Consider the following 25,486-nt stretch of genomic DNA (forward strand, 5'->3'; position numbering starts at 1 on the left):
TTTACTATGAATTGTATCTTAATTGATGATGAAAGTACTGCAAGAATAATTTTAAATCAATTGTGTTTAAATGAAGAAAATTTACATGTTGTTGGCGAATTTTCAAATGCCTTACAAGCCATAAAATATTTGAATAAAAATGAAGTAGATGTAATATTTCTCGATATTAATATGCCAGATTTTACGGGTTTCGATTTTATTCAGACTTTAAAGAACCCGCCAAATATTATCATTACCACTTCAGAAAAAGATTTTGCTATAGAAGCTTTTGAGTACGATTGTATTGTCGATTTTTTGGTAAAACCAATTTCGTTACCAAGATTCTTAAAAGCAGTTTCAAAAGCAAGAACTACCACTTCTCCTACAATCAATACATCGGTAAGTAATACTGATACAGAAATTTCTACAAAAGATTTATATGTAAATATTGATCGCAGATTAATTAAGATTAATCTAGCAAGCATCGACTTAATTCAAGCAAAAGGAGATTATATCTTAATAAAAACGGATGATAAAAACTACACCGTACATTCTACATTAAAAAAAATAGAAGACAAACTACCAGATGCCTTATTTTTAAAAGTGCATAGATCTTATGTGATCAATATTAAAAAAATTATAGATATAGAAGACAATAGCGTACTTATTAAACGCGAAGTGATTCCTGTAAGTAGATCTAAGAGACCAGAACTTATGAAGAAACTTAACTTATTGTAGTTCAGTTTTTTTTATCTTATAATATTTTAGCGGCAAAAACAAAGAGTCGTCGAAATTATCTTAAAGAAAAACAATTCCCATTCGTCGAAACTAACCTGCTTAATCAACGAAAATTTCCTTTTTCAAATACTTATGTGATATACATTTACAGCAAGATTAACAAGTTAAATGTATTTATGATGAGAATAGAAAATATAAAAGAACAACCGAATTTATTGTACATTAAAAAATTTACTGATGGCGATCTCCTTTTTGAAAAGGAAGTTATTGGTGTGTTACAAAAAGAGCTTGTAGAAAAAACAAATCAGTATCACTACCACGTTCGAAAGAAAGAATTTATACAAGCGTCAAATTTGGTGTTTAAACTTCGGCAAAAAATTAGTATTCTAGGACTTGAAAGGAGTTATTTGGTAGCAAAAGAGTTTGAAATAGCTTTGAAATCTAGTGATTTATCACTTCAAAATGATTTTGAAGACATCTTGCAATTGATGATGTTATTTGTAAACAATAAAATTTCAAAAGATGAATTGTATCTTAATTGATGATGAAAGCGCTGCCAGAATAATTTTAAATCAATTGTGTTTAAATGTAGAAAATTTACATGTTGTTGAAGAGTTTTCAAATGCCCTACAAGCTTTAAAGTATCTAAATAAAAATAAAGTAGATGTAATATTTCTCGATATTACTATGCCAGATTTTACGGGTTTCGATTTTATTCAGACTTTAAAGAACCCGCCAAATATTATCATTACCACTTCAGAAAAAGATTTTGCTATAGAAGCTTTTGAGTACGATTGTATTGTCGATTTTTTGGTAAAACCAATTTCGTTACCAAGATTCTTAAAAGCAGTTTCAAAAGCAAGAACTACCACTTCTCCTACAATCAATACATCGGTAAGTAATACTGATACAGAAATTTCTACAAAAGATTTATATGTAAATATTGATCGCAGATTAATTAAGATTAATCTAGCAAGCATCGACTTAATTCAAGCAAAAGGAGATTATATCTTAATAAAAACAGAAGATAAAAACTACACCGTACATTCTACGCTAAAAAAGATAGAAGACAAGCTCCCAAGTTCTTTGTTTTTAAAAGTACATAGATCCTATATTATTAATGTTAAAAAAATGATAGACATTGAAGGCAATCGTGTTCTTATTAAAAAAGAATTAATTCCCGTGAGTAGATCTAACAGATCACAGCTAAAGAAAAGACTTAACGTATTATAGTTAAGTCTTTTTTTTTGACATTAATCACCTTTGGTCGATAGTTATTTATCGATAAAATCACTTTTCTTTCTTTTAAAGTACAACTATTTCTATTCATCGAAACAAACCTATTGTGTGAACGAATTTTGCAAACTGAACCTTTGAAGACCTTGTACATTTGAGGTATTATTAACACAAATAGTATTAACAATTTAAATTTATTTATTATGAAAACAGTACGATTAGCAGTAGTAGCATTATCATTAGTATTTGCTCAACAAGTAAATGCACAAGACACAAATCAATCAAGTCATGTTTTAGAGGTTTCTGTTCCAGAAATTGCTTTATTAGACATTTATGACACAGGAGCATTGGCAAAAGAGATTGAAGCAAACGACATTATTCAATTTGATTTAGCAAATGGAGCTGGAGTATCAGAAGCAGGTATTTATACTTTTGCAGGTATTTCTAGAACAGGTTTGTGGTTAAATTACACAAGTGTTGTTGGAGTAGCTTCATCAGGCTTTGATACAGAAAGAACTATTGATGTAAAAATGGTTGCAAACGGAGTTGGAGAAGCATTCCCAAAAAGTTTAGATTTAGTAATTGATCCAGGAAACGCTGTGATTGAGGCAAATGGAGGTGACCATGGAGTTGCTGTAGCAGATGCAAGATTAGGGAAAACAACTGCAGTTGGAGCAAACGCAAGATTGATTAATGGAATCGGAAGTGTTCATACTGGTGATGGAGCAAAAGGATTTCCATTAACGTATTCTTTGGTTCAAAATGGAGATTTTGCAGATTATAAAGCAGGAAGCTATTTAGCAGTAATTGAATATACTTTATCTGATTTATAGTATTGAAAAATAAACGGTATTAAAAAAGACTCTTTAATTAGAGTCTTTTTTTTGTTTATAAAAGTTTTAGATGAGTTTAAAGAAGTATCGTTGAGCGGTCTTTTTTTTATTTAAAGTACGTTGAAAACAATTCGTCGACACGAATATCCCACTCAACGAATTGTTAGAGTATCAGGGGCTTTAACAGCGTAAATTTGATCAAACAAAATAAAGAATCACTTTAAAAACAATTCAAATGAAAACAAAAAATAGTTTAATCGTAGCTTTAATGTTCTTGGTAAAATCACTTTTTGCAGGTGTAGCAATTACAAATGGATTAACCCATGTTTATAATGGTGTTTCTGGAAATATTATTACTGGAGAGATCATATTAGTAAACACAACCGATATTGAACAACGTGTAACCTTTGGTATGCAGGATGCAATTTATTCTTGTTCAAAAACAAGGATCTTTTCAGAAAGTACTACACACGCATTTTCATCAAAAAGTTGGTTCAATTCAAGTACAATGGAAAAGGTTTTAAAACCTAGAGAAAAATACGTGTATAGATTTTCTATTGTCATTCCAAAAGACCAAGACTTAAGAGGTACTTATTGGTCAGTAATCATGGTTAATGTAGAAAAACCTGTAGTAGAAGGTATTGTTAAAAACGGAGTAAAATTAAACTCAAAAATTAGATATGCAGTTGGTTTATATACAAACGTAAATTCATTTGATTCTGTTGATTTAGATTTTGATACTATCAACCTTAATAAAGATGAAAACTCTACCAAAAAGAGCTTAGATATTAAAGTTTTAAATAAAAGCTTATTTATTCAAGGTGTTAAGCTTACTCTAGAAATTTATAATGATAAAGGTGTGAAAATACATGAAGCGATGACTGGACGAAATTTAACCATTCCTGGAGCTTGTAGGGATTTTAAAATAGATATTTCTAAGGTGCCAAAAGGAACCTACCAATGTGTTTTAATAGCAGACTCAAAAGAGGAGTTTGTTGGGACAAACATCAGTTTAAATGTAGAGTAATAAAGTAGTAATCTTTAAAATAACAATTTATGAAATCAGCGATCAAAATAATAGTAATTCTTTTTGTTTTTTCAGCATGTGTAAACGATGAGTACAGCTCATTACAATCTGGATTTTCAAAGAATGAGAATCGTATTGATTCTAAGTTGACTTACAACTCAATATCGGGTTTAACGAATGAAGATGAAAATTTAAACATCAAAAGTGATGGTGGTTTAAAAGCTGATAATGAAATATATACCGCATTTAATGTAGCTAATAAAAACAAGAATTTAAATAAAAAGAGTTATAGAAGTTTAAATATTAAAAACAATAGCAATATAGTAAAAAGTGCCCCTTTAAAATTAAAACCGTTGAACTTTTTGTCAGAAGTGTTTTCTAGCTTAAAACAAAAAACGGCTTCAAGAACAAAAGAAGATCGTTTATTAAGACCTATTGATTCAAATAATTTCTCTGATTTAAGTTTTAAGCCGTTGCATAAAACCAGCTTATATAAAACGAGTAAACAACATACTTTAATTGTTGAACTAACAAATAAAGGGGATCAATTAGACTTAATAAAGCAAAGTGTTGTTTTACCTAAAAAGTGGAAATTAGTTTCTATGAGTAGTGTTGAATCTGTAAATAAAAATGGAAAAAATTTACTTTTTATAAGTTTCTTTATTCCTTCTAATTTTCCAGTTGGAATTGCAAAAGCAACATTACAAATAAAAAATAATTTAAATACTGTTTTAGGATCTTTCGATGTTCAATTTACGATTGCAAAAAACACAAGTTTAAAAGTTTTTAATATTTATGCTCCACAACATGTTGAAGCTGGGAAATTGATTGAAACTTCATTTGCGATTGAAAACAAAGGAAATATAACGCAAGAAATTAGTTTAAAATCAAGAAACACTTTAGTGGGAAAAAGTAATTTTAAAATAGCACCAGATTCTACTATTGTTGTAAAAGTAAATCAAAAAACAAATTTAAAAACATATAGCTTTAGAAGAGTTGGAGCCGGAGTAGAAGTACTTAGTAAAGAATCAAAGAAAGTAATGAAATCATATAAAAGTATTGCCGTTTTTCCTATAAAAATAAAACAAAAAGATCCTTTTTTTAGGTTCCCTGTTAGTGCAAGTTTGTATTATAATAGTTATACAACAGAAACAGAACATTATGCTGCAATGTCTGCAGAAATTGCAGGAAATGGTTTTTTAGATGTTAAGAAAAATCACTATTTAGACTTTATAGTTAGAGGGCCTAAAGAGATGAATCGTAAGCGTTTTAGTGTTGTAGATCAATACAGTTTTATATATAGTTATAAAGATAATACAACCATTTATCTAGGAGATCATGCATATCAAATTAATAGACTTGGTTTTACAAATAAATATGGAATGGGTTTTAAAATTGATCAAAGAGTAAACAATGTAGAGTTATCAGCATTTTACACAAAACCAAGGTTATACGACTATAATTCTGGAGCAGTTTACGGAGTAAAAGCTACCTATTTTGCAACGGATAAAATTACTGGAGGAATTTCTTTGACGAGATCTGAAAAAATATTGCAAGCAAATAAATCAACAACCAATCCTGGTCAAATAGTAACTTTAAATTTTGATTATAAAGATAAAACGACATCAATATTGGGAGAATCATCAACAAGTTTTAGTAACAGTAGTAAACTTAACGGAGCAGGCTATTTATCAATATCTAAAAGATTTAAAAAGTTCACATATTTTGGAAACTATATTGTAGCAAGTGAGGATTATTTAGGTGCAATAAGTAATAGTTTACAAATATCTAATAATCTTAGTTATGCTGTTAATAAATGGGCTTTTGGAGTTGGTCATACAACTTCTAAAATTAATAAGAAATTAGATCCTTTATTTTATGCATCAGAACCTTTTTATGAAAGCTTAAATGCTAGTTTAAATTATAGAGTTTCGAAAAACAATACCATAAGATTGAGTGTTTATAATAGAAAGAGACAAGACAGACTGGTTCCTGTTAATTACGATTATAATGAGCGTGGATTTAAATACTCGTATAGTTTTAAAACATTAAACAGATCTTTTTCTGGTAATTTTAACGGTAGAATAGCAAAGACTAAAAATTTGTTAAGTACTCAAGTTAGTTATAGAGATACGTATGCAAACAACCTAAATATATCATATAGATTTGCAAATAAATTTAACTTAAGAGCTAAGTTTTCGCATAATTATAATAACAGATATGGTGTTTCAAATATCAATACAAATTATTTTAGATATGGTGCTGGATTTAGCTATAGTGCAACAAAAAACTTTAATATAAATGCAAATTACAATAGTGGTTTTAGTCCAGAGAAAATGTATTTAAAAAGAGATTTTATCAATTTAAATATGATGGCAAAACTTTCTAAAAATCATAAAATAGAATTTAGAGCCAATTATTTTGAAAATCCAGGAGAGACTAATAAAAAACAAGTTTTGGCATTTGCAAAGTATACTTTTACTTTTGGTGTACCACTAAAAAAAGTAATAAAGCAAGGTGGTTTAATAGGAAATGTTTTTTCTTTAGATACAAAAATAAATACCAAAGGAATTAAAATTATTGCTGCTGGTAAAACAGTATTAACGGATAAGAATGGAAACTTTGAATTAAATAATTTAGCGTTAGGTAAAAATTATATTTTGGTAGATCAATCTACACTAGAAAATGGAGTTATTACTGCAGCTAAAATTCCTTATGAAGTTATTATTAAAGATAATAAGCAGGCAAAAATTAGTATAGAATTAGTAAAATCTGCATCTTTAGAAGGTGCGTTTTGGGTAGATCTTAATAAATTAAAATACAGAAACAAAGAGTATAACCTTCAAGGATACATTAAAATCCAAAATAAAGACTTTACTTACTACACAAGTATCAGTAAAAAGGGAGAGTTTAAATTTCAAGAAATAGTTCCTGGAAATTATAAATTAACAATACTAAGCTTTAGTTCAGGGAGTGCTCAGTTTAATTTTGATAATAATATTCAGCTGTTTTTAAAAGAAAACGAAATTACTTTAAAAAAGATAGAGTTAAAGCTAAAGGAAAGAAAAATAAAATTTAAGAATAAAAATTTTAAAATAGGAAAATAATGAAAGCAATTACTAAAAATATATGCAAACTAGTTTTATTACTATTCATAACAAGCCTAAATGCTCAAGAGACTATTGATGCAGAGAACCCTAACAATTTTGTAACTGGTGGGGGTCAAGAATCACAAAGTTTTACCTTATATGTTCTGCCGGTTTCAATTATTGACATTGAGGGTTTTACAGGGTTTAATTCTGGTATAAATGATGGTGTATTAGAAGCAGGATTGCCAGTCTCTGGCGGTACATCAGATTTGTCTAACATTTGGTTAAACTATACGTTTAGAGGAGAAAATGGAGATGGCGCAGAAATATTTGTATCTACAAATATGCCAGTTCCTAATGGAGTGAGAATAGAGGTTCAAATCGATAGAAATGATTATGGAAATGCAGGAGATTTTGATAAAACTGCCGAAATCAAAAAAATAAGATTAAGTGAATCTGAAAGTAGAATAGTAAAGGATTTTGGGAATGGTTATACAGGTGATGGACAAGGAAATGGTTATCACGTTATTTATACCATTAGCAACCCAAATGGAGTTTCATTTCCAGCTGGTTTTGAAATCATATATAGAATAGGTAATTAATAAAATAAATAGGATGAAAAAAATAATATACATATGCATTTTGTTGTTGAGTACAAACTTAACATATGCACAATTAGAAACAGCAGCTTTACCTGGAACATTAAATATTTCTGGTGCTCCAAATGTTTCACAAACAATAAATGACTTAGTTTCAGAGGCTGGTGAAGATGATAAACTTACCGGGATAGAAACAGAATTTGATATTAGTTTAATTGGCTTTATTTTAGACGAATCAACTAGGTTAGGAGTCACAATTCCATCAGACCAAAACTGTTCTGAAAATGTGTTTAGATATGCTGTTTATATGCATACAACAAATGCGCCACAAGATGTAGAGATACAAGCTAGAACAATGGAAAATAGTGGAGAAAGATATCCTGAAAATGCAGCATACGACGATTTATCTATTAAGCCATTGGGTGATAGGAGTTTGTCTGTTGAAAATGGAGGTAATTATATTACCATTCCAAACGATGGAAAGGCAGCAATTAAAGTTTTTGAGTTTATAGGATGTAGAGAGAACATTCCAATTCAATTTAAGATCAAACCAAGTACAAAAGCAGCTGCTGGTAATTATGGCAATATGAGGGTTTACTATACTGTAGTAGGAACCACATTTTAAGATTTATTCTTTGTATTTTTGTGATAAATAGGGCAAAATATGATTGTACAAGGAAATATAGTTGATATACAGAACAGAAGAATTTTTAAAGGAGAAGTAACCGTTGAAAATGGAAAAATTGTTGCTATTAAAGAAGCGAATCATTCAGTAGAAAATTTTATTCTTCCAGGTTTTGTAGATGCACACATTCATATTGAAAGCTCGATGTTGGTTCCGTCTGAATTTGCAAAAATTGCAGTGGTTCACGGAACCGTTGCAACGGTTTCTGATCCGCACGAAATAGCAAATGTATTAGGTGTAAAAGGCGTTGAATTTATGATTGAAAACGGAAAGAAAGTTCCGTTAAAATTCAATTTTGGAGCACCATCTTGTGTACCCGCAACTTCGTTTGAAAGTGCCGGAGCAATTATTGATGCTGATGATATTAAGGTAATGATGGAAAATCCAGACATTAAATATTTGGCAGAAATGATGAATTATCCAGGTGTTTTGTTTGATGATGATGAAGTGTTAGCTAAAATTCAACATGCAAAAAAGAACAACAAACCCATTGATGGACACGCGCCAGGTTTAAGAGGAAAAGATGTTTCTAAATATATTGCTGCAGGAATTTCTACCGATCACGAATGTTTTACTTATGATGAAGCTTTAGAGAAATTGCAAAAAGGAATGAAAGTCATTATCCGTGAAGGAAGTGCAGCCAAAAACTTTGAAGCGTTGATTAATTTATTACCAGAACATTATCAAAACATGCTATTTTGTTCTGATGATAAACATCCAGATGATTTATTGTTGGGTCATATCAATCAATTGTGTGAACGCGCAATTGCAAAAGGAATGGATGTTTTTAAAGTGTTGCAAGTTGCTTGTGTAAATCCGGTAAAACATTATGATTTGGAGGTTGGTTTGTTGCAAAAAGGTGATGATGCAGATTTTATTATCGTTGAAGATTTAGAGAAATTTAAGGTGTTGGAAACGTACATTAATGGTGAATTGGTCGCTAAAAACGGACAATCATTTGTGAAATCTGTAGCTTTTGAAGTGCTCAATAATTTTAATACGGATTTTAAAAATAGTTTTGATTTTGCATTTAAATCAACTGCAAAAAAGATTCGCGTTATAGAGGCGTTAGATGGCGAATTGGTTACCAACGAAATAGAAGTAGATTCATTAATAAAAGACGGAAATCTAGTTTCTAATATAGAAACAGATGTTTTAAAAATGACGGTTGTAAATCGGTATCAAAATGAAAAACCAGCAATTGCTTTTATCAAAAATTTCGGAATCAAAGAAGGTGCAATTGCAAGTTCTGTTGGGCACGATTCTCATAACATTATTGCAGTTGGAGTTTCGGACGAAGCAATTTGTAAAGCAGTAAATTTAATCATTAAAAATAAAGGTGGAATTTGTGCTGTAACTGCATCCGAAGAAAAAATAGTATCGTTGCCCGTTGCCGGAATTATGTCTGATAAATCAGCAGTAGAAATCGGAAAAGCGTATGCGGAATTAGATAAAATGGCAAAGCAAATGGGAAGTACATTGCGTGCTCCATATATGAGTTTATCATTTATGGCGTTATTGGTAATTCCGTCTTTAAAATTAAGCGATAAAGGATTGTTTAATGGAGATTCGTTTCAGTTTACTTCGGTGGAAATTAAATAGCTTCTAAAAAGTATGATTTAAATAGTACATTTGCCAACATCAACAAAAATACAATTATGAGTTTACAACAAGATTTAGAAGAAAGAAGCGGAAATCAATGTGAATTATGCACATCAACAAATAATTTATCAATTTATGAAGTAAAGCCAACAATCACTGGTGGAGGTGGAATTGATGGCAGTTTATTGGCTTGTGAAACTTGTGTTGATCAAATTGAGAATCCAGAAAACACGGATGCAAATCATTGGCGTTGTTTAAATGATTCTATGTGGTCTGAGCACAGAGCTGTAAAAGTGGTTGCTTGGAGACTATTGTCTCGTTTAAAAAATGAAGGTTGGCCAAAAGATTTGTTAGACATGATGTATTTAGAAGATGACGATGTGCGTTTTGCAAAAGAATCTGGTGATCATTTAGATGAAAGCGAAAAAATTATTCACAGAGATGCAAACGGTGCCATTTTACAAGCTGGTGATTCTGTAGTGTTGATAAAAGATTTAAAAGTAAAGGGTTCTAGCCTAGTTGCAAAACAAGGAACCGCAGTTCGTAGAATTTCTTTAGATCATGAAAATGCGAAGTATATTGAAGGTAAAGTTGGGCCCACTCAAATTGTAATTATTACAGATTACGTGAAGAAAATGTCTGAGAAGGAGTAGTTCTTGCTTTTCTCAGTTCGAGTGCCACGCTTTTTTTGCGGGGTGTATCGAGAACTCATTGAAAACTTCTCGATACACTTTTCTCTTAAAATCGAAAACCACTCGAAGTGACATTCGTATATTATTAAAACAATACTTTTAAAAAAAATATTACACAAAAAAGCCGCTCATTTAATTTAATAAATGAGCGGCTTTATTATTACTTAAATAAATAATTATTTTTTATCTGATATAAAAACTAAAATAGGTTTTCCTCTTTCTTCTTCAACAGAATAAACACGAATGTTCTTATTTTTTGAAACTATTTCTATTCCTTTTTTTGCAGTGATTGCTTTATTGTTGTATACAAAACCAGCTCCTTTTTTACTCCACATTTTAACCGTTTCTAAAAGAGACATCTTCATTTTACCGCCACTAACTACAGCACGAGAATCATTGTTTTTTAAGTTTAAAGATTTGTGTTTTTTCTCATGTGCTATTCTTAGTTTTTCAGTTGCTTTTAATTCTTGGATTGCATTTGAAGAAAGAGGTGTAATATTGTTTTTTTTCATAAAAACTTTAATCTCTTTCTTTTTTGGTGGAGGTGGTGGCGGAATATTCTTTATTTTCTTTTTCCATGATTCTAGTGCTTTGTTATAACGCTCAATTTCTTTTTTTGTAGCATTTTTTTTCAAAGGTGGCGGTGGTGGTGGAAACTTGATACTTAATAGTTTTTTGTCTTCAGCGTTCAATTCACTACGTTTTTTATAATAATAACTATCATCTTTTCTGATTAGTTTGACATATTCTCCATGTGGATTATTTGGAAAAGGCACTTTGTTTTTGTCTGCTCTAGACATTCTAAAATACATTCCACCTAAATCAGAAAACTCTCTATCAATTTCTTTTTTATCATTTTCAGATTTAAAGACATAATGTTTGCCAGTAGCTTTTAAATTTTCATATATTTTGTGTTTCTTTTTGTATTCTTTTACAATATCAAGATTTACTAATTTTCCGTTTTTATAATATTTAGCAACTCTTTCATTTTTATCAAAAGTGTAGTAATATTTTTGCCCATCAATGGTGATAAACCAGCTTTTATGAAAAGAAACTTTTTCTTGCCTTTTTATTGGTGGAGGTGGAGGCGGAATCACTTTTCTAATGTCCGTTACACTTTGTTGTTGTTTTTTAGACATTTTTTTATATAAAGAAATCATCTTTTCTACATCTTTTACTTTGTAAATTTTTGATTCTGAACCTTTGTTGAATAAAGCTTTGTATTCCTTCATTTCTTTTTCTGAAATTCCTTCTTGTTTTTTAATTATTTGAGGAGTTCTTTTATCAAATATTGAAATTCCATTTATAGTATTATTTTCAATATTAGCATCTATATATTTTATTTCTAAAGAATAATTAATACTTGCTCTCGGTTTTATTTCATCAAAATCTTTTGTCTTATTATTTCGTTTTAAATTTGAATAGAATGTATAACCAGAATCATTTTTAAAAGTTTTTCCAGGATATAAATCTGGTAGTTCTTCATTAAACTGTACTAATCTATCATCAACTTTAAAAACAATGGTGTAATCTTTTGAAGATATTTTTTTATTTCCGTTATTTTTTATAGTGTAAGCATACATAATTCCGTTATATGAAGTTCTGCTTTCTTCAACTTTAACTGCTTCAATATCATTATTATAATTAATGTTTGCTTCAACTACTTGAGGTAGTTTTTCTTGCGCTTCTACTCGTTGAGCAAAGGCAAAGATAAATCCTGCAGTTAATGGAATTACCATCAATTTTTTAAGTAGGATTTTTGTTTTGGAACTCGGTGTTGTCATCATAAGTAATCGTTTTTTTGTGAGTGAATAATTTAAATTACTGGCCAAGTAAATATTGTTTTGCTGAGCAGTTGTATTCAATAATACATATTGGTACTCAGCGATGTTTTTATGTGATTTTATAACAGCATCATCCGCTAAAAATTCGTGATTTAACTGGATTGCTTTTTTGTAATATCTAAAGATTGGATTGAACCAAAATAGGATTTGTAAAACTTCTATAAAAAGTACATCTAACGAATGTTTTTGTTGCACATGCGTCAACTCATGCGTTAAAATTTGTTGTTCAACGGCATTTGTTTTATACTTCTTTTTATTGATAAATATATAGTGTAGAAATGTGTACGGAACAATTTTTTCTTTCAATAACACAACAGTTGCAGAGAAATAAGATACTTTTTTATTTCTTTTTGTTTGTTCTAAAAGTTGATAGATTTTTTTTGTCAAAAGAAATAATAAAACCAAACTGATGATGCAATACAATCCGATAAAATAATTGGTATAATCAATTTCTTGAACAATTTCTGTAGTTGTTAATTCTGATTGAAATTGCAATACATTTTCTTGTTGATTTAAAATTGGTTCAACAAATTCTGCAGGAGCAACTGTAATTATAAAACTAGGAACCATGAATGAAAAAATAATAGCTCCCAACAAATAAAAGCGATTGAATCGATGCATTTTTTCTTTCTCTAAAACAAAATGATAGAATGCTAAAAGCAATACTAAACAGATTGTTGATTTTATGATATAGGCGATCATCTTACTTTTTTTTATCGATTTGTTTGTCAATAATTTTCTTCAATTCTTCTAAATCCTCTTTTGATAAATTCGTTTCAGAAGTAAAAAACGATGCAAATTGCGGAGCAGAATCATTAAAAAAGTTTTTAATTAATCCGTTTACGTGCTTCGAAAAATAATCCGCTTTTTTTACCAACGGAAAATATTCTCTCGATTTTCCGTAGAGTTTGTAATCAATAAAACCTTTGTCGTTCATGCGCTTTAACAAAGTAGCAACAGTTGTAGTTGCAGGTTTTGGCGTAGGAAAATCATCTAATAAATCTTTCATGAAAGCTTTATTACGTTTCCATAAATATTGCATTAGTTGTTCTTCAGATTTTGATAGTTGCATTGCTCTATGTTTTTAGAATTAACTCTACAAATGTAGAAATAAATTTTGATTCTACAAGTGTAGAGTAAAATATTTTTAAAAATAAATTTTCATACATTTATTGATATCAAAAAACGAACCAACAAAAATTTATAAAATGAAGAGAATATTATTCTTAGTAATTATTGTTATAATAGCGTCTTGTGCGCCAAAAAAATTCAATCAAAAATGGTTAAAAGCAGAAGCGCCAAATACGTTTAAAGCGCGTTTTGAAACTACAAAAGGAAATTTTGATATCGTTGCCAGAAGAGCTTGGTCTCCAAAAGGAGTTGATAGGTTGTATCAATTAATTAAATATGGATATTATGATGATGTTGCTATTTTTAGAGTGGTTCCTAATTTTGTAGCGCAATTCGGAATTCATAATGATACTCTTATCAACAATAATTGGAGAAAACATGGAATTGATGATGAACCTGTTTTGGCAAAAAACGAAGCGATGTCAATTTCTTTTGCTAGAGGAGGAGTAAAGACAAGATCCAATCAGATTTTTATCAACTTAAAAGACAATCATCGTTTAGACGAACTAGCATATTCTGGTGTAAAAGGATTTCCGGTAATTGCAAAAGTGATTGCAGGAAAAGAAAATGTCTTAAAATTTTATGATGGCTACGGAGATACTTTAGGGCGCAAGCAAGATTCCATTAGTCAGTTTGGAAATGCATATTTACGAGAAAAATATCCGAAGGTAGATTATATTATAAAAGCGTATTTTATAAAGTAAGATTATTTAAAAAAGTAAGTTTATGTCTGTTCGAGCGGAGTCGAGAACTCTTGAGTTTTCTAAAATTTAAAAGACCTTTCGATAGACTTGGTTTGCTGCTTTCAATCAAAATACATTTTGATTTCAGTAATGCTCAAGGTGACATTAATATAAAAAAAACCGCTTAGATACTGAAACAAGTTCAGCATAAAAGCGGCTTTTTTGTTATTTGAAATTTGCTAAATCAAATTCTTTGGGCGGAACCTCATTGCGCAAATAGGTAATAAAATAATCCCAACGTTTTCTGGTCATATAGTTGGTCATATTTCCGTAACCGTGTCTTTGGTTTGGAAATATAATCATGTCAAAATCTTTATTAGCTTTAATCAAAGCATCAACAACCAACATAGTGTTTGAAGGCGGAACATTATTATCTATAGAACCGTGTGTAATTAATAAATGTCCTTTTAAATTATCTGCAAGTAATTGATTTGCTTGATTGTCATAGTTGGTTGTTCCGTCTCCTTTTCCTTCCATATTTCCTTCAACCAATAAACCTTGCCATTTTTCTCCCCAATCCGCTTCGTAATTTCTGTTATCGTGATTTCCTGATCCTGAAACCGCAACATCATAAAAATCTGGATATGCAAAAAGAGCTCTTGTAGAAGCAAATCCACCACCAGAATGTCCATAAATTCCAACTCTCTCAATATCCATTCCTTTATACTTTTCTGCTAATTGCTTGATTGCTGCAATATTATCTGGAATTCCGTTATCTCCCATATTTCCATAATAGAAATCATGAAAAGATTTTGATCTTCCTGGCGTTCCTTGTGCATCAACTGCAACAACAACAAATCCTAATTCTGCCGCAGCTTGAAAATCTCTCCAAACAGGTCTAAAACCATAATAGCCAACAGAACCAGATTGTGGTCCAGGATAAATATAATTTAATACCGGATATTTTTCATTTTCATTATAATTGCTTGGAAGAAATAGCACGCCGTATAAATCTGTTTTATGATCTCTGGCTTTTACATTAAATTCTATTGGATCTTTATATCCTTGCGCTTTTAATTCTGTGATATCTGCAGTTTCTAAATCTGCAATTTTTTCTCCATTATTGTTTCTTAATACTGAAACTGGCGGAGTATCAGTTGTAGAATAGGTATCTACAAAATAATCCATATTTGGAGAAAAATTGACTGAATGTGTTCCTTTATCTGGAGTTAAATTTGTCAATCCTTTTCCGTCAAATCCTACTTTATATAAATACGTGTGATATGGATTTCCTTCTTCTTTTCCTCCAGCGATAAAATAAATTTCTCTTTGTTTTTTATCAATATGATGAATTTCTCTTACAATCCAATCACCAGAAGTAATTTGATTTTTTAACTTTTTAGTTTTTAAATCATATAAATAAAGATGTCCCCAATTAGATTTTTCTGAATACCAAATAAACTCATTTGAATCAAATAAAACACGCCAGTTTTCTGCATTTACACCAGATTCATAATACGTATCTACCACTTCTTTGTGAATTGAATTTACTTTACCAGTTCTGGTATCAGCAATTTGTAAATGTGCTTCTTTATGATCTCTAGATCCAGAAACAAATGCGAATTTTGAACCATCTTTGCTCCATTGCGCATCTAATAATTCTCCTCCACGACCAGCAATATGATCTGTAGTTGTTCCTCTTTGAAAATCTTTATCCATTTTTAAACGCACCACTTTTGGTCTATTTCCTAAATGAATAATTACGCGTTCTATGGTAAAAATAGTTTTATCTCCAGGCAAAGGATGTCTCCATGCTTCTAATTTTTGATGACCAACATTGGTGGTTGTTAAATACATCATGCCAACACCACGGGCATCTTGCTGAAATGTTGCAATTTTATCTGAATTTGGTGACCATTTTAAAACAGCATTGTCACTTTTTATCCAGCCAGCATTGTTGGTTGCGTAGCCGTAATCTTTTTTTCCGTCAAAAGTTAACTGCGTTTTTTTATTGGTTGATAAATCTCGTACCCACAAATTATAATCATCAATATATGCAGCTAATTTTCCGTTTGGAGAAACATGTTCGTTTCTGGTTGCTTTTGCATATTTTGATGTTGTTTTTGGAGTTTTGTAATCTGTTAGTATTGATTTCTCTTTTGTTTGTGCATTTACAGAAACAAATTCAGTTCCGTCTTTCGTTCTTTTAGAATAAACCAGCACATCATCGCTAGTCCAGTTCTGAGAAATAAGTTGGTTTTGAACCATTCCGTACCAACTACGTTGCATAAATTTGGTAGCTTTCTTATAATCATCTGCCGTACGTTGTTTTTTTTCAGTAGGAGTACAAGCCGCTAAAAGCAGTAGTGTTAAAGAAACCATACCTGCTTTTTGAAGTAATTTTTTCATTGATTAAGTTTTAATTAGTTGTATAAAAGTATTTTATTTATTTGCTGAAATGAGTTAAAAAACAGTTAATTATTTGGTTTTCAATTCGGTAAAATATTTGTAAAACAACGGAATGGTTTCAATACCTTTTAAGTAATTGAAAATTCCGAAATGTTCGTTTGGCGAATGAATGGCATCAGAATCTAACCCAAATCCCATTAAAATGATTTTACTTTTTAATTCTTTTTCAAACAAAGCAACAATCGGAATTGATCCTCCGCTTCTTTGCGGAATTGGAGTTTTACCAAAAGTAGTTTCGTACGCTTTACTTGCTGCTTGGTATCCAATATTATCAATCGGAGTTACATAACCTTGTCCGCCATGATGAGGTGTTACTTTTACTGTAACGCCTGCTGGAGCAATACTTTCAAAATGATTTTTAAACAATTCTGTAATTTCTTTCCAATCTTGATTTGGCACCAAACGCATCGAAATTTTCGCAAATGCTTTTGAAGCAATCACCGTTTTTGCACCTTCACCAGTATATCCGCCCCAAATTCCGTTGACATCCAAAGTTGGTCTTATAGAATTGCGTTCGTTGGTAGAATATCCTTTTTCGCCATAAACCGCATCAATATCCAACGCTTTTTTATAATTGTCTAAAGAAAATGGTGCTTTTGCCATTTCTGCTCTTTCTTCTAAAGATAATTCTTCTACATTGTCGTAAAAACCAGGAATTGTAATGTGATTATTTTCATCATGCAACGAAGCAATCATTTTTGTCAAAACATTAATTGGATTGGCAACTGCGCCGCCATACAAACCAGAATGTAAATCTCTATTTGGTCCAGTAACTTCAACTTGTACATAACTCAAACCACGCAAACCTGTTGTAATAGACGGAATATCATTCGCAATCATTCCGGTATCAGAAATTAAAATCACATCATTGGCTAATTTATCTTGATTGCGCTCAACAAACCAAGCCAAACTTTCAGAGCCAACTTCTTCTTCTCCTTCAATCATAAACTTCACATTACAAGGTAAATTCCCTGTTGATGTCATGTATTCCAATGCTTTTACATGCATAAACATTTGCCCTTTATCATCACAAGCACCACGTGCAAAAATGGCACCTTCTGGGTGAATTTCTGTTGCTTTAATTACGGGTTCAAAAGGTGGAGAATCCCATAATTCTATTGGATCTGCTGGTTGAACATCATAATGTCCATACACTAAAACGGTTGGTAAATTTGCGTCAATAATTTTTTCTCCGTATACAATTGGATAACCAGGAGTTTCACAAATTTCTACAGTATCGCAACCTGCTTTTTCTAAAAATATTTTTACGGCTTCAGAAGTATTTAATACATCTTGATTAAATGCTGGATCTGCACTTACAGAAGGCATTCTAAGGATTTCAATTAATTCGTTGATAAAACGTTCTTTGTTAGAATCGATATAATTTTTAATGTTTTGCATGATAGATTTTTGATGAATATCAAAAATACTAAAATTAATAAAGAACTTCTTTGGAATTTCTCAGTAATGTTTATATTTGCACTCCTTTTACAAGGCTAGTTACCATAGTGTAGCGTTTGTGTTGTAAAAGTTTGTAGGTTATCTGCAAAAAAAAGCAGGTTTACCTGCCGTAGGCAGGCGTGGTGGAATTGGTAGACACGCTAGACTTAGGATCTAGTGCCGCAAGGTGTGAGAGTTCGAGTCTCTCCGCCTGTACAATGTATAAACCTGTTGCTCAATGAGTTGCAGGTTTTTTTGTAAAAAAATGTCACGGTTTTGTCACAAATAGAATTTTTAGCTTGTTGATTTACAGTGATTTAATATTTTGTTTTTATTTTAGTTTTGATTTTGTACTTTTGAATAATATGGCAGAGAAAGCATACATAACTCCACAAGTTTTGAAATGGGCTAGAGAATCAGCGAGAGTTGATTTGAGCGTTGCTGCTCTACATGTAAAAACTTCAGAAGAAAGACTTATTAGCTGGGAAGATGGTATAAATTTCCCAACCATTGTTCAAGCTAAGAAGTTAGCAAAATTTTATAAAAGACCGTTTGCTTTGTTTTTTCTTCCAAAACCTCCTAGAGATTTTCAACCTCTTCAGGATTTTAGAAAAAGTGGTTCTAAATCTATAAGCACTGGTTCTATTTTTATTATTAGAGAGATTCAAGAAAAGCAATCTTGGATTAGTGAGTTGTATAAAGAAAATGAAGAAGAAAAAGTTCCTTTTGTAGGAAAATTTTCGATAAATGATAACCCAGTAGAGGTTGCTAAAGATATTTTAACAACTTTAAATATAAATCCTCTTAATTATAAATCTAAGAACCCAATTTTAGAATGGGTGAAAAAAGCTGAATCAAAAGGAATATTTATTTCTAGAACTAGTTTTATACATTCTAATTTAAAATTAGATAAGTATGAAATACAGGGATTTGCAATTTCTGATGAATATGCTCCATTTGTATTTGTGAATTCAGACGATTGGAATGCTCCACAACTATTTACTTTAGTTCATGAATTGGCTCATATTTGGATTTCTGAAACAGGATTGTCAAATCAGATGTCCACTGTTGTAAGAGATAAAGATAAGTATCACCCTGTTGAATTGTTTTGTAATGAAGTAACTGCGAATGCACTTATGCCAGATAAATTATTTGAAGGGGTTGATCAAAGTAATTTCACAACCCATGAAGAGATATATAATATATCTAAGTTCTTAGGGGTTAGTTCACTGGCTTTTTTAGTTAGAGCTTACAATCTCAATCTAATATCAACAGTTAACTATAATAGATTAAAAGCTGAAGCTGATTCTAAATTCAAAGATTTTCTAACAAAGGAGGCTGAAAAAAAAGCTAAATTAAAGGAAGAACAGAAAAGAAGTAAAAAACCAAATGGACCAAACTATTTTTTATTACAGTTAAATAGAAATAGTAGACTTTTTACTCAAACAGTTTTAGATGCTTTTAAAGGAGGTAATATTCAATCAACTCAAGCCAGTAGCTTGTTGAATGTTAAAGTAAATAAGTTTCCTAAACTAGAAGCTCAATTATACAAATGATAAATCCACAGTCTACTTTAGATTTAGAGAGGAGCGAGGAAATATATTGTTTAGACGCAAATGTTTTAATTGAAGCTTGGCAACACTATTACTCTCCTGATTTCTGTAAAGAATATTGGGAAAGATTAAATGAGCTAGGAGTAAAAAGAAGAATTTTCATTCCTGAAGCAGTTAGAGATGAAATTTTAAAGACTGAGGATGATTTAGCTTCTTGGTTAAAAAAGAGTGATATACGTATACTTAATTTAACAGGTAATGTAACTAAGTGTTTACAATCTATATATGCAAAAGATCCTATACATTATAATTTAGTAGATAACATGAAATATAGGTCTTTGGCTGATCCTTGGCTAATTGCTCATGCTATGGATATGAATGCTACAGTGGTTACAAAAGAAAGTATGGTAACTGCTTCAAATAAGCGTATAAGAATACCTAATGTTTGTGAAAACATGAAGGTTAAGTGTATAAATGATTATCAATTTATTCGTGAAATAGGAATTAATTTTGATTGTAAAATTAAAGAATAACCTTTTTTTTGCAACACATTTTAGAGAAATGAAGAGACGAGAAGTTTACCCTGAGCGGAGACGAAGGGAGTCTCTCCGCCTGTACAATGTAGAAGCTCTTCGGAAACGAAGAGCTTTTTTTATTTAAAGATTGTGAACCTCTTAAGTAGTGCTACTTTCAATTTTGTATATTCGTATTTAATATTGCAATTGCAACTATTTGTAAACGAATAGGTTGTATTTCAATTTGACCAACCAAAAACCAACAATTAAAAATAAAAAATTATGAAACGTATTATCACAGCAATTGTTTTTACAGGAATGTTGATTTCTTGTAACACATCAAACAATACTAAAAACACTAAAAAAGAATCTTCAGACATAGTAACTATAACTAAAAAACAGTTAAAACCAATTGATACAGATGCCGCTTTAATTGCAACTGCTTTGATGGCAGCACCAGAAGAAAGTAGAGCAGGAGCTAAAGTTATTGGGTATAATATGGCTGGAGAATTTGTAACACTACGAGAAGGGGATAACGAATTTATTATATTGGCAGATGATCCTAAAAAAGATGGATTTAGTGCTGCATGTTATCACAAAAACCTAGAGCCTTTTATGGCGAGAGGAAGAGCGTTGAGAGCAGAAGGAAAAACAGGACAAGAGGTATTTGCTATTCGTGAAGCAGAAATGAAATCGGGCAAGCTTAAAATTGCTACAGGATCTACATTACATATCTATTATGGAACAAAAACACAGTATGATCCAGAAACGTCAAAAGTTGAAGGAGCTCGACTTCGTTACGTAATCTATATGCCTTGGGCAACATCAGAATCTACAGGTTTGCCAAAATCTCCAATAGCACCAAATCATCCCTGGATTATGAATCCAGGAACACATAGAGCACACATTATGATTTCACCTATAGCAGAAGATATATAGCAACATAAACGAAAGCACAATTATATAATTACTTTTCTTTAGTACTTCGTTTTTAATATCTCTGTTGATAACTCAATTATAAGTTAAGTAATTGACACTAAATAATTTAGTAAATTTAAAAATTACTAACTAAAAATTTAGATTATGTTGTACGCAATTTTAATTGGAGCATTAGCAGGTTTTCTTGCAGGTAAATTAATGAAAGGTGGTGGATTCGGCTTTTTATTGAATGTAATTTTAGGTATTATTGGAGGTGCAGTTGGCGGATGGATCTTTGGAGTTCTTGGAATTTCAATAGCAAACGGTATTGTTGGCGATTTAATTACAGGTGTAATTGGAGCTGCAGTTGTGCTATTTGTTGCAGGTTTATTTAAAAAATAAATTATTAAATATTTAACGAGAAGAGCTATTTTATGATGGCTCTTTTTTTTATTTTTACACAAAAGAAATTAGATCATGGAAATAAGAAATTATACAAACGAACAGGTGCAAACCATTCAAGCTGCTTTTATGTCAAAAGTATATACTTGGATGTCTGGAGGATTAGCAATTACTGGATTAATCGCCATGTGGGTTGCATCAACACCAGAAATCATAAATTACCTTTTATTAAATCAAATGTTGTTTTTTGGTTTGATGATTGGAGAAATATTTTTAGTAGGATATTTAATTACAGTTATTAAAAAAATATCTGCTCAAACTGCCGCAATGATTTTTACAGGTTATGCAGCACTTAACGGATTGACATTATCCGTAGTTTTTTTAATCTACACAAGTCAATCTATAGCAACTACATTTTTTGTCACTGCTGGTACGTTTGCCATCATGAGTATTTATGGATATTACACCAAAAAAGATTTAACTTCTTGGGGTAACCTATTATTTATGGCATTAATCGGTATTATTATAGCATCTGTTGTTAACATTTTTATGAAAAGCGAAATGATGTATTGGTTGATTACCTATGCAGGTGTATTTATTTTTGTTGGATTAACAGCCTACGATACTCAGAAAATTAAAAGAATGAGTGTTGCTTCTGAAGTTGGTTCTGAAGAAGAATCTAAAAGTGCAATTGTTGGCGCATTAATGTTGTACTTAGACTTTATCAATTTGTTTTTATTACTGCTAAGAATATTAGGAGATAGAAAATAAACCACTTAATTTATTAAAAGAGAAAACTTTTTAATTGTCTGTTCGAGCGGAGTCGAGAACTTATCACTCATTATTTATATTTAGACATCTCGACTGCGCTCGATGAGACATTTCTTATTTTATACTGCTTTTTACAGTATCTTTGTGCATTATTTAAAGAGATATGCAGTTTAAAGATTTAGGATTAAATAAACCAATTGTAAGAGCAATTACGGAACATGGATACGAAAATCCGACCTTAGTTCAAGAGCAAGCTATTCCAATCGTTCTTGATAAAAAAGATGTGATTGTTTCTGCTCAAACCGGAACAGGGAAGACGGCTGCATTTGCATTGCCGATTTTGCAACAACTTTTTGACAAACAAGATGCGTCTAAAAAAGGAAAGAAAATTAGAGCATTAATTATCAGTCCAACAAGAGAATTAGCAATACAAATAGAAGAAAATTTTACTCTTTACAGCAAATACACCAATTTAAAAACTGGAATTGTTTTTGGCGGAGTTTCAATTGAACCTCAAAAAGAAATGTTGAAAAAAGGGGTTGATATTTTAATTGCTACTCCAGGGAGGTTATTAGATTTACACAAACAAGATTTTGTAAACTTAGATTTTATAGAAACTTTTGTTTTAGATGAAGCCGATTTAATGTTAGATATGGGTTTTATTGATGATGTTAAGAAAATAGAACGCTTATGTCATCAAAAAAAACAAACGTTATTGTTCTCTGCAACAATACCATTTAAAGTGATAGAGTTAGCAAAAACACTCTTAAAAGACCCTGTAAAAATTGAAGTTGCTCCAACTTCTTCAACTGTAAAAGGTGTACATCAATTATTGTTTTACGTTCCTAAACAAAACAAGATAGAACTGTGTTTACATTTACTTAGAAATTCTATAAAAGGTAGTGTGCTTATTTTTAGAAGAACTAAATATGGAGTTGATAAGCTTGAAAAAACACTACTTAATAATAAGTATAAGGTAGATAGTATTCATGGAGACAAATCGCAAGATTTACGTCAAGAAGCATTACAGAAATTTAAAAAAGGAGACGTCAATATTCTAATAGCAACCGATGTTGCTGCTCGTGGAATTGATGTTAAAGATATTGATACGGTTATTAATTTTGACATTCCGAATATCTCAGAAACTTATGTGCATAGAATTGGTAGAACGGGTAGAGCAGGGCAAGAAGGTGCTGCATTTTCATTTTGTTCAGCGGATGAGAAAAACTACATTATTTCAATCCAAAAGTTAATCAATAAGCAATTGGATGTTATTGAAGAGCATCCGTATCCTTTAGATCCAAAAGCAAAACCAGAAGTACACAAATCGCCAGATGCTGGAAAGTACAGAAAAGGAAGGAAATCGGAAGCTTCTAAAAAGAAAAAGAAACGCTGGTATTAAAATATAAAGATTGGCTAAAAAACTAAATTTTTAATTGTCACCTTGAGCGCAGTCGAAAGGTCTGTTAATTATAAAAAAATCTCCTCAATTTTGAGGAGCTTTTTTTAGTTCTAATATGTATGTAATTTAATTACTTCTTTTTGTAACAATTCCACCTTTTGCACTATCAACTGTCACAGTAAATTTAGAATTTCCTTTTACAATCCAACGAACTTTAACAACATCATTTCCAGGAATGTTATGAACTCTCATTTTAGCTGGATTTGTTTTTTGTTCTTCAGTTACGTTAAAATCTGCATCAGTAACCAACATTCCTGCAACAACATTAACTCCAGAAATACTTACATAATCTGGTCTTGTAATATTGTATTTTAAATCTTGACTTGCATGTGTTGGCATTAAACGATCATTTTTAATAGTTACTGTAATTTCTTTCAATCCGCCACTTAGTTTCTTTTCAGAAATAGCTGCAATTGATAAATGAGGCATGTGATATGCATGATAAAAAGTAAACGCCATATTTCTGTGTGCTTCTTCTTCTAACATAAAACCTGGAGTTGCTCTTCCAAAATTCTTTTTAAATCCACCAACTTCTATTTTCCCGTAGGTTGGATGATTAAATTCTTTCCATGGAGTAAAAGCATCACCCATTAATAATTCTTTGTCAAAATCATAGGTTTGGTTTCTTCCGCCATTATTCTTCTTATAATAGGCGAATTGAGAGAAAATTTCATTGGTAAACGTGTAAACACCTCTACTTCCATAAAACCAATCTAATTCGCCACCAAATACAGAATACAAATCTTTATAAACGGTTAAATAACGATAACCTGGCAACATTTTTTCTCCTTTTTTCCCAATTGCATCATAAATTCTGATGTCTTGTCTATTGTAAGTTGCTAAATCTTCTTTCGCTCCTGGGCCACGTAAAATCATTCCTCCAGAATTGTGAAAACTTTGTGCACCAGCAATATTTGGATGCGCTAAAACAAAATCTGCAACGGCTCTAGTTTCTGGCAAAGAAAACGGATATCTATAAGCGCCACGTTGAATATAATCTGGTTGCCATTTCCAGCCCCAATCTCTATTTGGATCGTAATATCCGTGTGTATCTTCATTAATTCTTCCATCACCATCATTATCTATTCCTTCATTTCCAAGATATTCGTAACGTTGCGCTGTAACCACATCATCTGGACCAATAAGAATCATTTTTCTTGGATCTTGTGGATCGATAATATAATTTCCGTGGTCACTTTTTCTTCGCATTCTTGTGATAGAGCCATCACCATCAATATCATCATAACCATCTTCGTCAAATTTTCCGTCTCTGTCATCATCCAAAGGAATCATTCCAGATCTTGGACTGTGTGCCGTATTTGGCTCTTTCATAAAGTCGTTTCTAGCATCAGGATTTATTGTTGGAACAATATAAAAAATACGCTCATTTAACATGTTGGTAATGTATTCGTTGTCGTTAAAGTTTTCTGTTAAATACCAAGCTGTATAAATACTAATTTCTCCACCTTGAATTTCATTAGAGTGAATATTTCCATCTACATAAAATCCTGGTTTTCTGTCTGCATCTCCTTTTTTATAATTGGTAACAGCAAGCATCCAAATGTCTTTTCCTAAAGCAGATTTACCAATGGATTGTCTTTTAACCAAATTAGGATGTGCATCTGCGATTTTTTTACTCAAAGCAGCTAATCCTTCTGAAGTGTAATATCTATTAAATGAAATTTGAACTTTTGGATTGTGTGGTGACCCGGCTGCTCTAAAAATTTCTGAACTATTTTGTGCACCAATTGCTAATGGAAATAAAAATACTAGCAACAATGATTTTAATATATTTTTGTTGATTTTCATGGTTTCTAA

22 protein-coding genes and 1 tRNA gene are annotated in these 25,486 nt (G+C 31.0%); 18 read left to right on the forward strand and 5 right to left on the reverse strand.

Annotated features, from left to right (window positions below):
• The first annotated feature begins 6 nt into the window (after positions 1-6).
• The 10 genes from KCTC32516_RS06560 to KCTC32516_RS06605 all read left to right on the forward strand — a co-directional run bounded on the left by KCTC32516_RS06560 (position 7) and on the right by KCTC32516_RS06605 (position 10,441).
• Positions 7-717, forward strand: coding sequence for a LytR/AlgR family response regulator transcription factor (locus KCTC32516_RS06560; protein WP_301399608.1), 711 nt, complete (start codon positions 7-9; stop codon positions 715-717).
• A gap of 176 nt (positions 718-893) precedes the next feature.
• Positions 894-1,259: an Hpt domain-containing protein gene (locus KCTC32516_RS06565; RefSeq protein ID WP_301399610.1), complete on the forward strand. Its 366-nt coding sequence runs from the start codon at positions 894-896 to the stop codon at positions 1,257-1,259.
• Positions 1,240-1,950, forward strand: a complete 711-nt coding sequence (locus tag KCTC32516_RS06570) for a LytR/AlgR family response regulator transcription factor (protein ID WP_301399612.1) — start codon at positions 1,240-1,242, stop codon at positions 1,948-1,950. Before KCTC32516_RS06565 ends, KCTC32516_RS06570 begins: the two co-directional genes overlap by 20 nt.
• A gap of 206 nt (positions 1,951-2,156) precedes the next feature.
• Complete coding sequence (locus KCTC32516_RS06575) at positions 2,157-2,786, forward strand: hypothetical protein (RefSeq protein WP_301399613.1); 630 nt, start codon at positions 2,157-2,159, stop codon at positions 2,784-2,786.
• Between the two features lie 235 nt (positions 2,787-3,021).
• On the forward strand, positions 3,022-3,813 hold the full coding sequence (locus KCTC32516_RS06580) for a hypothetical protein (protein ID WP_301399614.1): 792 nt from the start codon (positions 3,022-3,024) through the stop codon (positions 3,811-3,813).
• A 29-nt stretch (positions 3,814-3,842) separates the two neighbouring features.
• Complete coding sequence (locus tag KCTC32516_RS06585) at positions 3,843-6,920, forward strand: SpaA isopeptide-forming pilin-related protein (protein ID WP_301399615.1); 3,078 nt, start codon at positions 3,843-3,845, stop codon at positions 6,918-6,920.
• Positions 6,920-7,504, forward strand: coding sequence for a hypothetical protein (locus tag KCTC32516_RS06590; RefSeq protein WP_301399617.1), 585 nt, complete (start codon positions 6,920-6,922; stop codon positions 7,502-7,504). Before KCTC32516_RS06585 ends, KCTC32516_RS06590 begins: the two co-directional genes overlap by 1 nt.
• A gap of 46 nt (positions 7,505-7,550) precedes the next feature.
• A complete protein-coding gene (locus KCTC32516_RS06595) occupies positions 7,551-8,126 on the forward strand; it encodes a hypothetical protein (RefSeq protein WP_301399618.1) in 576 nt (191 codons plus the stop codon).
• A gap of 39 nt (positions 8,127-8,165) precedes the next feature.
• Positions 8,166-9,788 carry an adenine deaminase gene (gene ade, locus KCTC32516_RS06600; protein ID WP_301399619.1) on the forward strand — a complete coding sequence of 541 codons (1,623 nt, stop codon included), beginning with the start codon at positions 8,166-8,168 and terminating at the stop codon, positions 9,786-9,788.
• 56 nt (positions 9,789-9,844) lie between these two features.
• Positions 9,845-10,441 (forward strand): PhnA domain-containing protein, encoded by a 597-nt coding sequence (locus KCTC32516_RS06605; protein WP_301399621.1) that lies wholly within the window; start codon positions 9,845-9,847, stop codon positions 10,439-10,441.
• Positions 10,442-10,656: 215 nt separating this feature from the next.
• On the opposite strand, the gene KCTC32516_RS06610 is transcribed toward KCTC32516_RS06605, so the two are convergent.
• Together KCTC32516_RS06610 and KCTC32516_RS06615 are read right to left on the reverse strand one after the other, a co-directional pair.
• Positions 10,657-13,026, reverse strand: coding sequence for a M56 family metallopeptidase (locus KCTC32516_RS06610; RefSeq protein WP_301399622.1), 2,370 nt, complete (start codon positions 13,024-13,026; stop codon positions 10,657-10,659).
• A gap of 1 nt (position 13,027) precedes the next feature.
• Positions 13,028-13,396, reverse strand: coding sequence for a BlaI/MecI/CopY family transcriptional regulator (locus KCTC32516_RS06615; protein ID WP_301399624.1), 369 nt, complete (start codon positions 13,394-13,396; stop codon positions 13,028-13,030).
• Positions 13,397-13,532: 136 nt separating this feature from the next.
• On the opposite strand from KCTC32516_RS06615, the gene KCTC32516_RS06620 reads away from it, so the two are divergent.
• On the forward strand, positions 13,533-14,159 hold the full coding sequence (locus KCTC32516_RS06620) for a peptidylprolyl isomerase (RefSeq protein WP_301399626.1): 627 nt from the start codon (positions 13,533-13,535) through the stop codon (positions 14,157-14,159).
• Between the two features lie 204 nt (positions 14,160-14,363).
• Here KCTC32516_RS06620 and KCTC32516_RS06625 read toward each other — a convergent pair whose 3' ends face one another.
• Together KCTC32516_RS06625 and KCTC32516_RS06630 are read right to left on the reverse strand one after the other, a co-directional pair.
• A complete protein-coding gene (locus KCTC32516_RS06625; RefSeq protein ID WP_301399628.1) occupies positions 14,364-16,547 on the reverse strand; it encodes a S9 family peptidase in 2,184 nt (727 codons plus the stop codon).
• A gap of 69 nt (positions 16,548-16,616) precedes the next feature.
• A complete protein-coding gene (locus tag KCTC32516_RS06630; RefSeq protein ID WP_301399630.1) occupies positions 16,617-18,008 on the reverse strand; it encodes a dipeptidase in 1,392 nt (463 codons plus the stop codon).
• 173 nt (positions 18,009-18,181) lie between these two features.
• Between KCTC32516_RS06630 and KCTC32516_RS06635 the strand changes: the two genes are divergently transcribed.
• The 7 genes from KCTC32516_RS06635 (at position 18,182) to KCTC32516_RS06665 (ending at position 23,608) form a co-directional block, all read left to right on the forward strand.
• A tRNA-Leu gene (locus KCTC32516_RS06635) sits at positions 18,182-18,263 on the forward strand.
• A 149-nt stretch (positions 18,264-18,412) separates the two neighbouring features.
• A complete protein-coding gene (locus tag KCTC32516_RS06640; protein WP_301399632.1) occupies positions 18,413-19,603 on the forward strand; it encodes an ImmA/IrrE family metallo-endopeptidase in 1,191 nt (396 codons plus the stop codon).
• Positions 19,600-20,133: a DUF4411 family protein gene (locus KCTC32516_RS06645; protein WP_301399633.1), complete on the forward strand. Its 534-nt coding sequence runs from the start codon at positions 19,600-19,602 to the stop codon at positions 20,131-20,133. Before KCTC32516_RS06640 ends, KCTC32516_RS06645 begins: the two co-directional genes overlap by 4 nt.
• Before the next feature lie 264 nt (positions 20,134-20,397).
• Positions 20,398-21,054, forward strand: coding sequence for a hypothetical protein (locus KCTC32516_RS06650; protein WP_301399635.1), 657 nt, complete (start codon positions 20,398-20,400; stop codon positions 21,052-21,054).
• 144 nt (positions 21,055-21,198) lie between these two features.
• Positions 21,199-21,435: a GlsB/YeaQ/YmgE family stress response membrane protein gene (locus tag KCTC32516_RS06655; RefSeq protein WP_301399636.1), complete on the forward strand. Its 237-nt coding sequence runs from the start codon at positions 21,199-21,201 to the stop codon at positions 21,433-21,435.
• Positions 21,436-21,510: 75 nt separating this feature from the next.
• Positions 21,511-22,206 (forward strand): Bax inhibitor-1/YccA family protein, encoded by a 696-nt coding sequence (locus KCTC32516_RS06660; RefSeq protein WP_301399637.1) that lies wholly within the window; start codon positions 21,511-21,513, stop codon positions 22,204-22,206.
• 163 nt (positions 22,207-22,369) lie between these two features.
• The gene (locus KCTC32516_RS06665; RefSeq protein ID WP_301399638.1) at positions 22,370-23,608 is read left to right on the forward strand and encodes a DEAD/DEAH box helicase; all 1,239 of its coding nucleotides are present in this window, start codon (positions 22,370-22,372) and stop codon (positions 23,606-23,608) included.
• 126 nt (positions 23,609-23,734) lie between these two features.
• Here KCTC32516_RS06665 and KCTC32516_RS06670 read toward each other — a convergent pair whose 3' ends face one another.
• On the reverse strand, positions 23,735-25,477 hold the full coding sequence (locus KCTC32516_RS06670; RefSeq protein WP_301399639.1) for a M14 family metallopeptidase: 1,743 nt from the start codon (positions 25,475-25,477) through the stop codon (positions 23,735-23,737).
• Between the last annotated feature and the right edge of the window lie 9 nt (positions 25,478-25,486).

The sequence above is a fragment of the Polaribacter huanghezhanensis genome, from assembly GCF_030444335.1.
Taxonomy (GTDB): domain Bacteria; phylum Bacteroidota; class Bacteroidia; order Flavobacteriales; family Flavobacteriaceae; genus Polaribacter; species Polaribacter huanghezhanensis.

What these genes read in the sequence shown, in the direction of transcription:
- KCTC32516_RS06565 (WP_301399610.1), top strand. Translation starts at nt 894, where the DNA reads ATGATGAGAATAGAAAATATAAAAGAACAACCGAATTTATTGTACATT.
- KCTC32516_RS06575 (WP_301399613.1), top strand. Translation starts at nt 2,157, where the DNA reads ATGAAAACAGTACGATTAGCAGTAGTAGCATTATCATTAGTATTTGCT.
- ade (WP_301399619.1), top strand. Translation starts at nt 8,166, where the DNA reads ATGATTGTACAAGGAAATATAGTTGATATACAGAACAGAAGAATTTTT.
- KCTC32516_RS06580 (WP_301399614.1), top strand. Translation starts at nt 3,022, where the DNA reads ATGAAAACAAAAAATAGTTTAATCGTAGCTTTAATGTTCTTGGTAAAA.
- KCTC32516_RS06665 (WP_301399638.1), top strand. Translation starts at nt 22,370, where the DNA reads ATGCAGTTTAAAGATTTAGGATTAAATAAACCAATTGTAAGAGCAATT.
- KCTC32516_RS06570 (WP_301399612.1), top strand. Translation starts at nt 1,240, where the DNA reads ATGAATTGTATCTTAATTGATGATGAAAGCGCTGCCAGAATAATTTTA.
- KCTC32516_RS06655 (WP_301399636.1), top strand. Translation starts at nt 21,199, where the DNA reads ATGTTGTACGCAATTTTAATTGGAGCATTAGCAGGTTTTCTTGCAGGT.
- KCTC32516_RS06615 (WP_301399624.1), bottom strand. Translation starts at nt 13,396, where the DNA reads ATGCAACTATCAAAATCTGAAGAACAACTAATGCAATATTTATGGAAA.
- KCTC32516_RS06560 (WP_301399608.1), top strand. Translation starts at nt 7, where the DNA reads ATGAATTGTATCTTAATTGATGATGAAAGTACTGCAAGAATAATTTTA.
- KCTC32516_RS06650 (WP_301399635.1), top strand. Translation starts at nt 20,398, where the DNA reads ATGAAACGTATTATCACAGCAATTGTTTTTACAGGAATGTTGATTTCT.
- KCTC32516_RS06585 (WP_301399615.1), top strand. Translation starts at nt 3,843, where the DNA reads ATGAAATCAGCGATCAAAATAATAGTAATTCTTTTTGTTTTTTCAGCA.
- KCTC32516_RS06660 (WP_301399637.1), top strand. Translation starts at nt 21,511, where the DNA reads ATGGAAATAAGAAATTATACAAACGAACAGGTGCAAACCATTCAAGCT.
- KCTC32516_RS06640 (WP_301399632.1), top strand. Translation starts at nt 18,413, where the DNA reads ATGGCAGAGAAAGCATACATAACTCCACAAGTTTTGAAATGGGCTAGA.
- KCTC32516_RS06645 (WP_301399633.1), top strand. Translation starts at nt 19,600, where the DNA reads ATGATAAATCCACAGTCTACTTTAGATTTAGAGAGGAGCGAGGAAATA.
- KCTC32516_RS06590 (WP_301399617.1), top strand. Translation starts at nt 6,920, where the DNA reads ATGAAAGCAATTACTAAAAATATATGCAAACTAGTTTTATTACTATTC.
- KCTC32516_RS06625 (WP_301399628.1), bottom strand. Translation starts at nt 16,547, where the DNA reads ATGAAAAAATTACTTCAAAAAGCAGGTATGGTTTCTTTAACACTACTG.
- KCTC32516_RS06630 (WP_301399630.1), bottom strand. Translation starts at nt 18,008, where the DNA reads ATGCAAAACATTAAAAATTATATCGATTCTAACAAAGAACGTTTTATC.
- KCTC32516_RS06610 (WP_301399622.1), bottom strand. Translation starts at nt 13,026, where the DNA reads ATGATCGCCTATATCATAAAATCAACAATCTGTTTAGTATTGCTTTTA.
- KCTC32516_RS06605 (WP_301399621.1), top strand. Translation starts at nt 9,845, where the DNA reads ATGAGTTTACAACAAGATTTAGAAGAAAGAAGCGGAAATCAATGTGAA.
- KCTC32516_RS06670 (WP_301399639.1), bottom strand. Translation starts at nt 25,477, where the DNA reads ATGAAAATCAACAAAAATATATTAAAATCATTGTTGCTAGTATTTTTA.
- KCTC32516_RS06620 (WP_301399626.1), top strand. Translation starts at nt 13,533, where the DNA reads ATGAAGAGAATATTATTCTTAGTAATTATTGTTATAATAGCGTCTTGT.